Source organism: Pseudonocardia sp. (assembly GCF_029263155.1).
Taxonomy (GTDB): domain Bacteria; phylum Actinomycetota; class Actinomycetes; order Mycobacteriales; family Pseudonocardiaceae; genus Pseudonocardia.
The window spans coordinates 55,456-69,831 of sequence record NZ_JAJCYB010000077.1 but is presented as its reverse complement, the minus strand read 5'-3'; the positions used below and the strand labels follow the sequence as shown (position 1 = coordinate 69,831).

The following is a 14,376-nucleotide window of genomic DNA, read 5'->3' as shown; positions in this document are numbered from 1 at the left end:
CCCTCCGAAGAGGCTCTCGACGCCCCGCTCAGCCCGCCGGATCTCTCCGACGAACCGGGGCCTGCTACTGGGCGCTCCGGTACCTACCCAGGCGGGACTCACACCCGCTGGCCTGATCCAGCTTTCAGGACGCACCACCCGCACAGGGTAGCGGGGTGCCGGGGGTCGCCGATGGTGCCCCGCTCGGCGGGCCGGCACGCGGTCAGAACCGCAGCCCACCCACCTGGTAGCGGCGACGCACCGTCACCGACCCCATACCGGTTCGGCCGTGCACCACGAAGTGCGGGGCCCCCGGGCGGGGGCGCGAGGGCACCTTGCTCTTGACCGTGCCCATGCCGGACACGACGTCGTCGACGTTGGCGGTGGCGTCGTCGGGAACCAGGAGCCGGACGGTGCCCGCGCCCGCGTCGACCTCGATCTCGACGACCGGGTGCGGGATCGTCGCGTCGCAGAAGTCCAGCACGATGGTGCCCATGCTGCTCTGCAGCCGCAGGCGCGCGGGCACGTCCCAGTCGCCGGTGCGCTTGATCGTCGACATCCCGGCCTTGAGCACCACGGGTGGGCCCGCCGGAGTGGACGGGGCGGTCGCGGCGACGGCGAGCGGGGACACGACGTCGGGACCCGGCAGATCGGCGAGCGGCGGGCGCAGGTCGGCCTCGTAGCGCGCCGCGTAGACCGCGGTGAGCCGTTCCTCCAGCTCGGCGAGCGTGATACGGCCCTCGCTCATCGCCTGGTTCAGCCGGGCGGCGGCGCGTTCGCGGTCGGCATCGGAGATCCGGATACCCGGCGGGTCGGGCGGCTGCACGCTCACCCACGCGAGGATAGTGCGGCGCCGGGTGGCGCCGGGTGGCGCCGGGCGGCGCGCCCGGGTCGGCCGGGTCGGGCGGTCAGTCGGCCACTGGAACCCCCATCGAGCGGGCCGTGCCGGCCACCGTCCGCATGGCCGCCTCCACGTCGGTCGTGTTCAGGTCGGGGAGCTTGCGCTCCGCGATCGCGCGCAGCGCCGCCCGCGACAGGGTCCCCGCCCGCTGGTGGCCGGGCCGTCCGGACCCGGTCCCGTCGACGGCCCGGCGGATCAGGAACGACGTCGGCGGGGTGCGCAGGCGCAGCTCGAACGAGCGGTCGTCGAACACCGTCACCTCGACGGGCACGACGTCCCCGCACTGCGCCGCGCTCGCCCGGTCGTAGCGGCGCTTGACCTCCACGAGGTCGACGCCGGTCGGACCGAGCATCTTGCCGAGGTCGGACACGGCGCCCGCACCGGCCGTGAGCTGCAGAGTCACCCGGTGGATCGGCTTCTTCGGTGGCATGGCGACGAGAGTGCGAGCTCCACCGGGTGGAGGCTCCAACCGATTTCGCGACCCCGCGTAGCCTGACCCGCGATGCCGAACACGAGCCTGCGCGGCTGGGGGCGCACCGCCCCCACGGTCGCGAACGTCGTCACCGTCGCCACCGCGGCGGACGTCACCGCCGCGCTCGCCTCCGCCGGACCGCGCGGGGTGATCGCCCGGGGGCTGGGCCGCTCCTACGGCGACCCGGCCCAGAACGCCGGCGGCACCGTCCTGGACATGACCGGGCTCGACCGCATCCACTCCATCGACGCCGACACCGGGCACGTCGACGTCGATGGAGGGGTGAGCCTCGACCGCCTGATGCGGGCCGCGTTGCCGTTCGGCCTGTGGCCGCCGGTGCTGCCGGGCACCCGACAGGTCACGGTCGGCGGCGCGATCGGCGCGGACATCCACGGCAAGGCCCACCACGTCGTCGGCAGCTTCGGCAACCACGTCGTGTCGCTGGACCTGGTCACCGCCGACGGCACGGTGAGCACCCTGACCCCCGACGACGAGCTGTTCTGGGCCACCGTCGGCGGCATGGGGCTGACCGGCGTGGTCGTGCGGGCCACCCTGCGGCTGCACCACGTCGAGACGGCGTACTTCAGCGTCGACACCGAGCAGATCGGCACCCTCGACGAGCTGATGGCCCGCCAGTCCGTCGACGACGAGCGCTACGCCGAGACCGTGTCCTGGTTCGACGCCGTCACCACCGGGGAGCACTTCGGCCGCGGCCTGCTCATGCGGGCCAACCACGCCACGCTCGACGAGCTGCCGCCCACGCTGCGCCGCGACCCGCTGAAGTTCGACGCGCCGCAGCTGCTGACCGTACCCGACGCGTTCCCGCCCGGGCTGCTCAACCGCGTCACCGGGAAGCTGTTCAGCGAGCTCTGGTACCGCAAGTCACCCACCCGGTTCGGCGCGATCCAGAACATCACCCAGTTCCTGCACCCGCTCGACGTCATCGGCGAGTGGAACCGCGGCTACGGCCCGCGGGGGTTCCTGCAGTACCAGTTCGTGGTGCCGACCGACCGCGGCGACGTCGTGCGCGGCGTCCTGGAGCGGATGACCGCCGCCGGGCAGGTCTCCGCGCTCAACGTGCTCAAGCGCTTCGGCGAGAGCAGCCGCGCGCCGCTGTCGTTCCCGATGCCGGGCTGGACGCTGTGCGTCGACATCCCCATCGGCCCGGGGCTCGGCGCCCTGTGCGACGAGCTCGACACGCTCGTCCTCGACGCGGGCGGGCGGCACTACCTGGCCAAGGAGTCGCGCACCACCCCGGAGGCGATCCGTCGCGGGTACCCGCGCCTCGACGAGTGGCGCAAGGTCCGCGACGCCGCCGACCCGCGCGGCGTGTTCGCCTCCGACATGTCCCGGCGCCTGGAGCTCACCTCGTGACCCGTTCCCACGGTGCGCGGCGACCCCGACCCACCCCGAGCGGAGCGAAATGATCGACGCAGTCGGCAACCCGCAGAGCGTGCTGCTGCTGGGCGGTACCTCCGAGATCGGCCTTGCCGTCGTCGAGGGGTTCGCGTCCGACCGGCCGCTGCGCGTGGTGCTCGCCGCGCGCAAGTCCGACCGCCTCGACGCCGCGCGCGAGCGGCTGGAGAGGCTCGGCTGCGCGGTCGAGACCGTCGAGTTCGACGCGCGGGCGCTCGACACGCACGCGGACATGGTCCGCTCGGTGTTCGCCGCGGGCGACATCGACGTCGCGCTGGTCGCGTTCGGCCTGCTCGGCGACAACGAGAAGGCCTGGACCGACGTCGACACCGCGGTGGAGCTGGCGCAGGTCAACTACACCGCGGCCGTGTCCACCGGGGTGGCGCTCGCCTCGGCCATGCGGCAGCAGGGCCATGGTGCGTTGGTCGCGTTCTCCTCGGTGGCCGGGGAGCGGGCCCGGCGGTCGAACTTCGTCTACGGCTCCACAAAGGCCGGGATGGACGCGTTCTACTCCGGGCTGACCGAGGCGCTGCGCGGCACCGGCGTCACCGTCACCGTCGTGCGCCCCGGGTTCGTGCACACGCGCATGACCGAGGGCCTCACCCCGGCTCCCCTGTCGACCACTCCGGAGGCCGTGGCCGGGATCGTCGTCGACGCGGTGCGCAACCGCCGCGAGTTGGTGTGGGCGCCGGGGCCGCTGCGGTTCGTGATGAGCGCGCTGCGGCACATACCCCGACCCCTGTTCCGCCGCCTCCCGGTCTGAGCCCGGGCGGCCGGCGGACGTCGGGAACACGACCACCGCACCGGCACGGGTGATCAACGCGTCGGAACGCACAACCGCATCCCGCACACCCGGCCGTTCCCAGCTGCCGATCACGCGACGCGCACCGCACCCGCACCGGCCGGCAGCCGCGGCGCCCCTCCCGCCGTGCAGTGACGGGAGGGGCGAGGATTTCCTATCCCCCCGCGTGCGAGACGGCGCTGCGCACGCGGACGACGCGCTCCAGGGTGCCCCAGCCGTCCGCGCGGTGGGCGGGGCGGCGGCCCTGGGCGTGGACGAGCGCGGCGGCCAGCGTCGGCTGCCGCGACGGCCCGGCGGCGTGGCGCGGGGCGGGCGGGACGTAGCCGCCCGCCTGCTCCCGGGCCGCCGGGAGCGCTGGGTCCGCCGGGAGGGGACGGCCCGCCGGGGCGGGTCGGTTCGTGGTGCCCTGCGCGCGACGCGCCGACGGGCGCAGCAGGGACGGCCGAGGCAGGGTCACCCCGCGGAACGAGACGCGGCGCAGCCGGCGCCGGGCGGGCTCCTCCACCCAGCGGAACGCTGCCGCGGCGACCGGGTAGGTCGTCAGCACGACCACCGCGGCGACGACGTGCCCGGTCATCCCGCCGCGCAGCGCGGGCACGTAGGCCTGGGCGAGCCACAGCAGCTCGAGCATCGGGATGTGCACCAGGTAGAGGCTGTAGGACACGCGGCCGCCGTGGACCATCGCCGGCCGGGACAGGACCAGTGCCGGGCCGCGGTCGGCCAGCGCGATGGCCCCGACGAGCAGCGGGAACCAGATGATGACCATGCCGCCGCGGCCGGGCCCGAGCAGCTCACCGAACCACAGCCCGGCGCCGATCAGCACCGGCAGCACGACCGAGAGCCGCGACGCCGCGCGCCGCACCGGCTCGGTGCGCGGCAGCCGCGCCACCACCAGCTGCACCAGCACGCCCGCGGCGAAGCCGCAGAGGATGCGGGTGACCCAGCTCCACTCGTAGTACGGGTGGCCGACGGTGGCGTAGGAGGAGGCGATCGGCAGCATCAGCACGAGGGCGCCCGCCCCGAGCACCAGCAGCGGCAGGTTGCGCAGCCGGAAGAACACCAGCGCGGCCACGGGGAACAGCAGGTAGGCGAGCCACTCCGCACTGATCGACCAGGTGGACCCCACCCAGGACGCGCCGTCGAGGAACTCGTTGTCCCACATCTGCACCATGAACAGCTGCTGCACCCACTGCCCGACGCTCATGACCGGCTGCACCCCCTGGAACGCGATGTCGTCGTCGGAGCCGAACACCAGGCGGGCCAGCAGCCAGAGCCCGAACAGGTGGAACACGCACGCGTACACCGGCCACATGCGGCAGAACCGGGCCCAGACGAAGCGTGCGGTGGCTCCCGCGCGCAGGGTGGGGCCCATCGTCGCCAGGTAGGTGTGGGCGATGACGAACCCGCTCAGCACGAAGAACAGGTCGACGCCGAGCGCCCCGGAGGTGATCAGCGGCCCCAGCACGCCGACCACCTCCGTGACCCCGGCCAGGGCCGTGAAGTGGACGTGGAAGAGGACGACCCACACGGCCGCGACGATGCGGAGTCCCGTCAACCCCCGGAACTCACCTGAGGAGTCGGCTTGAGCCCCGGATGGGGTGGTTCCGGGAGCAGCGAACGTCACGCTGGCAAGAACGAAGGCCGTCACATCAGCGGTGCGGGTGACACCGGGCCAGTACCTGGATGGCGCTGTCGATCACGCAGCGTTCACAAGAGGTTGCGGCGATCGGGTGAGACACGGACGGGCCGGCGCCCGTCACCCGCTCGGGTGTCCCTCACTGAGCGCGACCGGTCCTGCCCGCCCGGTCCCTGCGTCACCAGCGGTCGAGATGCAGCACCGTGTCCAGCGGCTCGCGCTTCGCCGGGCGGAACGTCTCGCCCGTGTAGTACGCCGTGGGCAGCAGGACGCCCTGCCGCACCTGCGGCGGGATGCCGAGCAGCGCCGAGATCTCCCTCTCGTAGCGCAGGTGCAGGGTGGTCCACGCGCTGCCGAGCCCGCGGGCGCGCGCCGCGACCTGGAAGCTCCACGCGGCGGGCAGCAGCGAGCCCCACAGCCCGGCCTGGTTGCTCGCCGGCAACTCCTCGGCCGCGGTGATGCAGGCGATGACGTGCACCGGGACCCGGCCCATCACCTCGGCCAGGTGGTCGGCCGACGAGGCCACCCGTGCCTGCACCTCCTCCCGGCCGGGGACCGCCCGGCCGGCGTAGGCCGGGGAGTCCCGGTAGGCGAGGTAGGACTGCCGGTAGTAGTCCCCGATCCCCGCGCGCAGCTCCGGATCGGTGACGACCATCCAGTGCCAGCCCTGCTGGTTGCCGCCGCTGGGCGCCTGCACCGCCACCTCGAGGCTCTCCCGGACGAGGGCGAGGGGCACCGGCCGGTCGAGGTCGAGGCGCTTGCGCACCGACCGGGTGGTCGTCAGCAGCTCGTCGGGGCCGAGTGGGAGCGTCATGCCCCGATCATGCGATGCCCTCCCCGTCGAGGACCAGCGGGGAGGTGACCCCGGGCCCCGGGACCCGGTTGTCTAATCTCGACGCGATGCTCACGCTCGACCGCCCGCCCCTGCTCACCGGCACGGCGGGCCCCCGGCCCCCGGGCCGGACCGCGGTGGCGGCCGTGCTGGGCCTGCTGGCCGCGGTGCTCGCCGTGGCCTTCCCGTTCCTGCCGGTCGAGCAGGACACGCTGCAGCTGCGCTGGCCCACCGCCGAGAACGGCACCGCACCGGTCACCGCCCCGCTGGTCGCGATCCGACCCGAGCGCCTCACCGCCGAACTGCCGTGCACCACGTTGGCCGGGCTGGGCACCGGCACCGCGTTCTCGACGACCCCCGCCGACGCCCCCGGTGGTGCGGCCGTCGGGCTCGCGGTCACCGTCGACGCGGGCACCGTCAGCGTGATCGGCGACGGCGAGGTGCTCGCCGCCACGCCGGTGCCCACCACCCCCGGGTGTGCGCTCTCGATCAGCACCGACGCGGCGGCGACCACGGTCGTGCTGGGCGGGCAGACGCTCGTCGACTCCACCGACGACCTGCGCCCCGAGGTCGTCGGCGTGTACTCCGACCTGTCCGACGCGCAGGGCGCGGGCGCGTCCGTCGTGATCACCGTCGACAACCGGTACGACTCGACCCCCACACCGCTCAAGGTGGCCGTCGGGGTGCTCGCGGTGCTCGCGCTGCTCGGCGCTCTGGCGGTGCTGCACGGCCTCGACGCCCGCCACGGCAGGCGGCTGCCGCGCCGGGCCCGCGCCGGCCGCCGGCGACGCACCGATCCCGTCCGGGACACGGTGGTGATCGGCACGCTCGTGGTGTGGCTGGCGTTCGGCGCCGTCACCGCCGACGACGGCTACATCCTCACGATGGTGCGTGCGGCGAGCGACACCGGCTACGTCGGCAACTACTACCGCTGGTTCGACGTCCCCGAGGCACCGTTCGGCTGGTTCTACGAGCTGTACGCGCCGTGGGCCCGGGTCAGTGACTCCGTGCTGTGGCTACGCCTGCCCTCGCTGATCATGGGCGTGTTGTCGTGGCTGTTGCTGAGCCGCGGGCTGCTCCCCCGGCTGGGCCGCCAGGTGCGGCAGAGCCGCGCAGCGGGATGGGCCGCGGCCACGGTGTTCCTCTGCTTCTGGCTGCCCTTCCTCTCGGGGCTGCGGCCGGAGCCGGTCGTCGTGCTCGGGGCGCTGGTGGCCTACGTGGCGCTGGAGCGGGCGCTGGTGGTGCGCCGGCTGGTCCCGGTGGCGATCGGGCTCGTCGCGGCGGCGTTCGCGGTGGGCGCGACGCCGACCGGGCTGCTGGCGGTGGCGCCGTTCGTCGCCGCGGCCCGCCCCCTGCTGGGGATGTTCCGCGAGCGCGCGGCCGTCGACGGCTGGGCCGCGGTGCTCGCGCCGATACTGGGCGCCGGGCTGATCGTGCTGGTGGCCGTCTTCGGTGACCAGACGGTCGCGACGGTGCTGGAGGCCACCCGAGTCCGGACCGGCATCGGGCCGAACGTGCCCTGGTACAACGAGATCGCCCGGTACGTCGACCTGTTCGCCCCCAACCAGGACGGCGCGCTGGCGCGCCGGTTCCCGGTGCTGCTGCTCGTACTGTGCATCGGGGTCTGCGCGGTGGTCATCCTGCGCCGCGGCGCCATCCCCGGTGCGGCGCTGGGCCCGAGCAGGCGGCTGATCGCGGTGACCCTGCTCGGGTTCCTCGTGCTGCTGCTGACGCCGACGAAGTGGACCCACCACTTCGGCGCGTTCGCCGCGATCGGCGGCGGGGTGGGGGCGCTGGCCGCACTGGCCACCAGCGCGCCGGTGCTGCGCTCGGGGCGCAACCGCACCGTGTTCCTCGCCGCCGTGCTGGGTGTCGCGGCCATCGCGTTCACCGGACCCAACGCCTGGATGTACGTGTCGAACTGGGGCGTCCCGTGGTTCGACCGCCCACCGGTGATCGGCGGGATCGAGATCTACCAGGTGCTGCTCCTCGCCGCCGTCGGCTGCCTGGCCGTGGCCGGTGTCGGCAACCTGCGCGGCGGGCGGGAGCGGGTGCAACCGCCCGGGCTGGCCCTGCGCCTGGGGGCCGGACCGCTGGTCGTGGTGTGCGGGGCGCTGGTGGCGCTGCAGGTCGGGTCGATGGGCAAGGCGATGCTCGAGCAGCGCGGGAGCTACTCCGTCGGCGGGGACGTCCTCGCCACCGGTGGTGCCGGGTGCGGCCTCGCGGACCGCGTGCTCGTCGACACCGACGCGGGCGTGCTCCCCGCGTCCGACCCGCGCCCCGGGGACGAGCCGCCGGTCACCGACGGGTTCGCCGTCGGGGGGGTGCCCCCGGACGGCGGCAGCACCGGCGGCACCGAGGAGACCTACGCCCAGCCGAGCGGCATCGCGCCGGTCGTGGGCAGCTTCCGGCCCGACGGCGGCCCCGCGACGTTCCGGTCCGGCTGGTTCGCGCTGCCCCCCGACGGCGGCGGCACCCCGCTCGCGGTGAGCGTGGCCGGGCGCACCTCCGGCGGCACGAGCGTGGCCGTCGAGTTCGGGCGCTCCACGGCCCTGGGCACCGAGGTGCTCACCACCGTCGACGTGTCCGACGAGCGCACCGGCGAGCCGGGCTGGCGCGACCTGCGCACCCCGGTCGTCGACGGCGCCGACGTGGTCCGGGTGATCGCCGAGGACCGGGCCGTGGGTCCCGGCGGCTGGCTGGCCGTCACCCCGCCCCGGGTTCCCGAGCAGGCCACGCTCACCGAGGTGCTCGGCGACTCCCCGGTGCTGGTCGACTGGCCGGTCCCCTTCGCCAACCCGTGCGTGCGACCGTTCGCGGTGGTCGACGGCGTGGCCGAGGTGCCCACCCACCGCCTGCTCGCCGACGAGCAGCTCAGGCCGCTGGGCGACATCTGGTCCGCGGCGGCGGCGGGTGGCCCGCTGGCCTGGGTCGAGCTGATCGGGGACCAGGAACCCGTGCCCAGCTACCTCGCGGGCGAGCCCGACCGCGACTGGGGCGAGCTGCGCCGCATAGACCTCTACGAGCCGGGCGCGGGCTCACCGGAGCGGATCACCGGCACGCAGACGCGCTGGGGCTGGTACTCCCCCGGACCGCAGGGCGAGCCCCCGGCCGGCACCGCCGGAGCGAGCCGCTGAGCGGAGGTCGGCGCCCCGCCGGCCGGCGGACGACGGCGGGACGGGCCCCGCGGTCGTCCGCACGTGCGCCCGCCACCACAATTGGCCGGATCCCTGACCCGAACCGGAGGACCCCCACGCCATGCTGCGCACACCGGAGGACACCGACTCCGTGGCGGCCACGTCCGACGTCGCACCCGCCGAGCCGCCGCCGCCGCGGCTGCTGGTCCAGCGCGGGCTGTTCTTCGGGCCGTCGGCCCTGGTTCCCGAGGACCTCTACTCGGTGGTGGGCTCCGGCGCCGCCCGCCGCGAGCGCCACGGCGTCCACCTGACCCCAGGCACGCGCGTGTCCACCAACACCTACTTCGGCCGCGTCCACGCCACCTACTGGCAGCGCTGGACCACCGCCGAGTCGGTGCAGGTGCGGCTGACGGTATCGGGCACCGGGCGGGTGCGGGTGCTGGCCTCGGACACGAACAAGGTGTGGCGGATCGTGGCCGCGGAGCGCGTCGACGACGCGCCGGAGCGGGTCGTCACCCTGTCCGCGCGCATCGACCGCTTCCTCGACGGCGGCGGCCTGTGGCTGGAGCTGTCGACCGAGACCGGCGAGATGACGGTGTCGGGGGTCGAGTGGAGCGTCGCCGCGCCGCCGCGGATGGCGCGCACCGACGTCGTCATCTGCACCTACAACCGCGCCGACGACTGCCTCGACACGCTCCGGGCCCTCGCCGACGACCCGCGCGCGCTGGAGACCGTCGGCACGGTGCAGGTGGTGGACCAGGGCAGCGACCCGCTCGAGGCACGCCCGCGCTTCGTCGAGGTGTCCGCGGCGCTGGGGGCCCGGCTGCGCTACGTCCGCCAGCCCAACCTGGGCGGGGCGGGCGGCTTCACCCGGGGCATCTTCGACGCCACCGCAGGCGCTCCCGACGGGCACTCCGACGTCCTGCTGATGGACGACGACGTGCTCCTGGAGCCGGAGATCCTGGTGCGGCTCACCGCGTTCGCGGCCTGCACCCGGCACCCGACGATCGTCGGCGGACAGATGCTCAACCTGCTGCACCCCACCCACCTGCACATCTCCGCGGAGTACGCCGACCCGGAGATCCTCACCGTGGGCCTGCCGGTGCCGGGCGCGCTGGCCGAGGCGAACCTGCTCGGGCTCGACGAGCACGACCTGCCGATCAACCAGGAACGGCGCGTCGACACCGAGTACAACGGCTGGTGGTCCTGCCTGATCCCGGCCGCGATCGTGCGGGAGATCGGCTACCCGCTGCCGCTGTTCTTCCAGTGGGACGACATCGAGTTCGGCTACCGCGCCCGCGCCCACGGCTTCCCCACCGTCGCCCTGCCCGGCGCCGGGGTCTGGCACGCCGACTTCGGGTGGAAGGACTGGGACGAGTGGCACCGGTACTTCAACCTGCGCAACGGGCTCATCACCGCCGCGCTGCACACCGGCTTCTCCACCAAGCGGGTGGTGCGCCAGCTCGGGAAGACCCTGGCGCAGAACCTGGTCGCGATGCACTACGGCCTCGCGGTCACGCTGCTCACCGCGGTCGAGGACTTCCTGGACGGGCCGGACATCCTGCGGGACGGGTCGGCCGACGCGGCGGCGGAGATCCGGCGGATCCGCTCGGCCTACCCGGAGACCGTCCTGCACCCGATGGCCGACCTGACCGACGACTTCCGCGAGGTGCAGGTCGTCCGCGACGCCGGCACCCCGACCAAGCAGCGACTCACCTGGCTCAAGCGCGTGGCCTACCTGGTCACCGACCGGGCGCCGCACCGCACCGGGTTCGTCCCCGCCGGTGACGCGCACTGGTGGCACGTGTCGACGTTCGAGCGCGCGGTCGTCGCCGACATGGGCGAGCACGGCTACCGGGTCCGCACGCGCGACCGCGGCCTGGCCCTGGAGCTGGCCGGGCGGGGGGCGCGCACGCTGCGCCGCGTCGTGCGGGAGGGCCCCGCGGTGGCGGCGCGCTACCGCGCGGCGATGCCCGCGCTGACCAGCCGCGCGAACTGGGCCCGCCTGTACGGCCTGGACCCCGAGCAACGGCACTAGCCGATGAAGACGCGGCCGGTGTAGTCCTCACCGACCAGCGAGGGCAGGCGCGTCCAGCCGGCGCGGCGGGTCTCGGTGACCGTCACGTCGTAGGCGCCGGGCGGGTGGTCGTACACCACCCGGTCGACGTGCCCCCAGGCCAGCGTCTCGGCCCCGGCCGCCGGGTCCAGCGTCGACGGGAGCTCGACGAACCGTGCGGTGCGGTCGATCTGGGCCAGCGTGCCGCCGTTGTCGGGGAACGTCGCGTTCTCCTCGATCTCGTCCTCGAGCCCGTCTCCCGCGCGCAGCCGGTACGCGGGCGCCTCGGCCAGGCCGTGGCGTATCTCGATCTGGTCGACGCAGGGCCAGAACACGGCGGAGACCTGGTCGGCGAACACCGGCGCCCCGCCGGTCAGCTCGGGCACCCCGCGGGCGGTGGCCAGGCGCGGGGCCGTCACCGCCAGCCAGGTGTCGTCCCCGGCGAGCGTGTCGTTCGCGACCACCCGGACCTGCGTGGGCCGCTCCGCCGCCGGGTCCAGGTCGCCGAGGCGGACGAGCAGGTCCACCCATCCCTCGGGCCGACCCTCCGGCCCGAAGGCGACGGCGGACATCCCCGCGCCGGACCGGAACTCGACCGTCACGTCCTGGGGCTCCCGCAGGTCACCCGCTGCGGAGACGACCACCGTGTCGGACGGGTCGCCGGGCGGGACCGGGTACCACGGCGTGCTCAGCGTGCCCGTGCCGGAGCCGCCCGGGACGTCGTCGTGCCACGTGGCGACGTCGGGCGCGGCCGGGATCGGGTCCCGGTCGGGCGGGCGGCCCGCGACCATGTCGCCGCCGAGCTCGGCACCGTCCGCAGCCGCGCCGAGCCGGTCGCCGTCCAGGACGCTGACCGCCCCCGCGAACCCGCAGCCGGCACCGCGCAGCGTGGCGAGGTTCATGCCCGCGACCGACGCGCCCGGCGCCTGGCGCACGGGCGCCAGCGTGAACACCGCCAGCAGCAGCGCCAGCCCGCCGGCGACAGCGACGGCGAGCACGGCCCGGTCCGGCGTCAGGCCCAGGGGCGTGCGCACCCGGCGGACCACGATCCAGGCGAGCGCCGCGACCGCCAGCCACAGCAGCGGGTTCCGCAGCGCGATCGGGCCGACCTGGGGCAGCAGGAGGCTGAGCAGGTAGGGCGTGGAGAGGTCGGCGTGGTTGCCGAACGACTGCCCCCAGTCGGCGTAGGGCCGCCACAGGTTCGGACCGGCGAAGCTCACGGCCGCCGCGACGACGGCGGTCGCGGTCGCGAAGGCCAGCACCGCCGCGCCCGGGCGGCGCGGCACCGGCGAGCGCAGCAGGGCGGCGGTGAGCAGCACGGTGGCGGGCGCGGCGACGGCCCCGAAATGGTTGACCCACTTGGTGGGCGTGAACACCAGCGACACCAGCGCCAGGCCGGTCAGCACGGTCGCGACCGCGAGCAGCCGCCCGGTCGGGCCGCGGGTGCCCCGCCTGCGCCCGACCGACAGCAGCCCGAGCACGAGCACCGCGATCGTCAGCAGCACCGGGAGCCGCTTGCCCCACGAGCCGGTGTCGGCCGGGGCGAGCAGCGCCGCGTAGTGGACGTACTCGTCGTACCAGGCGTACTGGCGGTAGTACCAGCGGTGCACGGCGACGGACTCGAGCACGTCGCCCAGCGACGCGTCGGCGAACCCGACGGGCACCACCACCGAGGTGGCCGCGACCGCCGCGAGCACGGCGGCGACCCGGGTGCCCCGCGCGGCGCCCCGCCACCAGCGGCCCAGCCAGGTCAGGGCCAGCAGCAGCGGGACGACGGCCACCAGGGCCGTCGGGGACACCGTCATCGCGAGCGCGGCCAGCGCCGTCGCCGCGACGAGCGCCCCCACCGAGCGCCGGCGCCGCGCCAGCTCGACCAGCACGAGCACCCCGGCGGTCAGCACGACGATCAGCGGTTCGGGCCGCAGCGTCATGCCGTAGGGCAGGAACCACACCAGGTGTGCCGCCGCGAGCGCCCATGCGGCACGGCGCCCGGGGCGTCCCCGCCCGACCCGGCCCAGCGCGGTGGCCAGCAGCACGCGCAACAGCAGGTAGGTCACGAGGCCGTAGACCAGCGGGAGCACGCGCAGCCACAGCAGGCTCCAGCCGCCGATCCCGCCCCAGGCCTGCATCGCGTACTGCGCCAGCACGAACGGGTTCTCGGTGACGTTGAACTGGTAGACGTGGTTGCCGACGTAGCCCGACGCCGCCGCGCCCCGCGCCATCAGCGAGTACCAGGCGTCGTCGACGTTGACCGGCCCGATGACGGCCCACACCGCCGAGACGGCCAGCACCAGCACGTCCGGGACGCCGGGCCGGGGCAGCCGCAGGCCGGGCCCGCGCCCCGGCCAGGCGCGCCACGCCACCACCAGCAGCGCGACCAGCGCGAGGCCGTGCCCGATGAGCAGCGCGGTCTTCAGGGGCGAGGGCACCGACTGGTACCGCGCGTCGGTGTGGATCTCCACCGCGAGCCCCGCGGCCTCCGGGCGGCCCTGCGCGCCCGTCTCCAGCTGGGCGACCTGCGGGGTGAGCAACCCGGGCCGTTCGGCGACGAGGGTGCCGTCGCGCAGCACCCGGGTGCCCGCACCGTCCGCCTCGACGGTGTAGGCGGCGCACCCCGCGGCGAGCGGTTCGGTGACCAGCCGCTGCCCCGAGGAGTCGATCGTGACGGTGCCCCCGGCGGAGGCCACGACCAGCCCGGAACCGAGGGTCGCGTCGACGTCGGCGGGCAGCGTCCGCAACACCTCGCCGTCGACGGCGCGCAGCGTGGCGCACGGGATCTGCGCCCGCAGCTCCAGCGGGCGGTAGGGCGCCAGCGGCACGACCGTGGACGTCGGCGCCTCGCCCGCGCGGGGCCAGGTCAGCACCGGTTCGTCGGCGTCGACGGGGGCGAGCACCGCGGCCACGCCGAGCAGCCCGGTCAGCAGGGCCAGCACGACGACCGGCAGCCAGGACGGCCGCGCGGGCCGGGCCGGGACGGCCCGCCGGGGCACCGGCCGGGTGTCGGTCAGCACGGCCGGGAGCGCCCCAGCACCGGTGGCCGCCCCACCACCCGTGGCCGCCCCAGCACCGGTTGCAGCAAGGCCACCTTCACGCAGCCCCGTTGCGGCAAGGTGGCCTTGCTGCAATCCGCGGCCCACGGAGCGAG

Annotated in this window: 9 protein-coding genes; 4 read left to right on the top strand and 5 right to left on the bottom strand. The window is 75.0% G+C overall.

Features of this window, described 5'->3' with window-relative positions:
• Nucleotides 1-202 precede the first annotated feature (202 nt).
• Nucleotides 203-811, bottom strand: coding sequence for a DUF1707 domain-containing protein (locus Q1K26_RS16910; RefSeq protein ID WP_300013459.1), 609 nt, complete (start codon nucleotides 809-811; stop codon nucleotides 203-205).
• A gap of 76 nt (nucleotides 812-887) precedes the next feature.
• Nucleotides 888-1,310: an uL11 family ribosomal protein gene (locus Q1K26_RS16905; protein WP_300013457.1), complete on the bottom strand. Its 423-nt coding sequence runs from the start codon at nucleotides 1,308-1,310 to the stop codon at nucleotides 888-890.
• A gap of 72 nt (nucleotides 1,311-1,382) precedes the next feature.
• On the opposite strand from Q1K26_RS16905, the gene Q1K26_RS16900 reads away from it, so the two are divergent.
• Nucleotides 1,383-2,726 (top strand): FAD-binding oxidoreductase, encoded by a 1,344-nt coding sequence (locus Q1K26_RS16900; RefSeq protein WP_300013454.1) that lies wholly within the window; start codon nucleotides 1,383-1,385, stop codon nucleotides 2,724-2,726.
• A 49-nt stretch (nucleotides 2,727-2,775) separates the two neighbouring features.
• Nucleotides 2,776-3,531 (top strand): decaprenylphospho-beta-D-erythro-pentofuranosid-2-ulose 2-reductase, encoded by a 756-nt coding sequence (locus Q1K26_RS16895; RefSeq protein WP_300013451.1) that lies wholly within the window; start codon nucleotides 2,776-2,778, stop codon nucleotides 3,529-3,531.
• A 193-nt stretch (nucleotides 3,532-3,724) separates the two neighbouring features.
• Here the strand turns inward: Q1K26_RS16895 and Q1K26_RS16890 are convergent, their stop codons facing one another.
• Nucleotides 3,725-5,194, bottom strand: a complete 1,470-nt coding sequence (locus Q1K26_RS16890; protein ID WP_300013448.1) for an acyltransferase — start codon at nucleotides 5,192-5,194, stop codon at nucleotides 3,725-3,727.
• 190 nt (nucleotides 5,195-5,384) lie between these two features.
• Nucleotides 5,385-6,020: a nitroreductase family protein gene (locus Q1K26_RS16885; RefSeq protein WP_300013445.1), complete on the bottom strand. Its 636-nt coding sequence runs from the start codon at nucleotides 6,018-6,020 to the stop codon at nucleotides 5,385-5,387.
• Nucleotides 6,021-6,106: 86 nt separating this feature from the next.
• On the opposite strand from Q1K26_RS16885, the gene Q1K26_RS16880 reads away from it, so the two are divergent.
• On the top strand, nucleotides 6,107-9,175 hold the full coding sequence (locus tag Q1K26_RS16880) for an arabinosyltransferase domain-containing protein (RefSeq protein WP_300013442.1): 3,069 nt from the start codon (nucleotides 6,107-6,109) through the stop codon (nucleotides 9,173-9,175).
• Nucleotides 9,176-9,296: 121 nt separating this feature from the next.
• Nucleotides 9,297-11,213, top strand: a complete 1,917-nt coding sequence (locus Q1K26_RS16875; protein ID WP_300013439.1) for a glycosyltransferase — start codon at nucleotides 9,297-9,299, stop codon at nucleotides 11,211-11,213.
• On the opposite strand, the gene Q1K26_RS16870 is transcribed toward Q1K26_RS16875, so the two are convergent.
• Entirely contained in the window at nucleotides 11,210-14,242 is a 3,033-nt protein-coding gene (locus tag Q1K26_RS16870; protein ID WP_300013436.1) for an arabinosyltransferase domain-containing protein, read from the bottom strand. The two genes, Q1K26_RS16875 and Q1K26_RS16870, sit on opposite strands and share 4 nt — an antisense overlap.
• Between the last annotated feature and the right edge of the window lie 134 nt (nucleotides 14,243-14,376).

Excerpts from the sequence above, each read along its gene's own strand:
- Q1K26_RS16905 (WP_300013457.1), bottom strand. The coding sequence starts at position 1,310 with ATGCCACCGAAGAAGCCGATCCACCGGGTGACTCTGCAGCTCACGGCC.
- Q1K26_RS16900 (WP_300013454.1), top strand. The coding sequence starts at position 1,383 with ATGCCGAACACGAGCCTGCGCGGCTGGGGGCGCACCGCCCCCACGGTC.
- Q1K26_RS16880 (WP_300013442.1), top strand. The coding sequence starts at position 6,107 with ATGCTCACGCTCGACCGCCCGCCCCTGCTCACCGGCACGGCGGGCCCC.
- Q1K26_RS16885 (WP_300013445.1), bottom strand. The coding sequence starts at position 6,020 with ATGACGCTCCCACTCGGCCCCGACGAGCTGCTGACGACCACCCGGTCG.
- Q1K26_RS16875 (WP_300013439.1), top strand. The coding sequence starts at position 9,297 with ATGCTGCGCACACCGGAGGACACCGACTCCGTGGCGGCCACGTCCGAC.
- Q1K26_RS16895 (WP_300013451.1), top strand. The coding sequence starts at position 2,776 with ATGATCGACGCAGTCGGCAACCCGCAGAGCGTGCTGCTGCTGGGCGGT.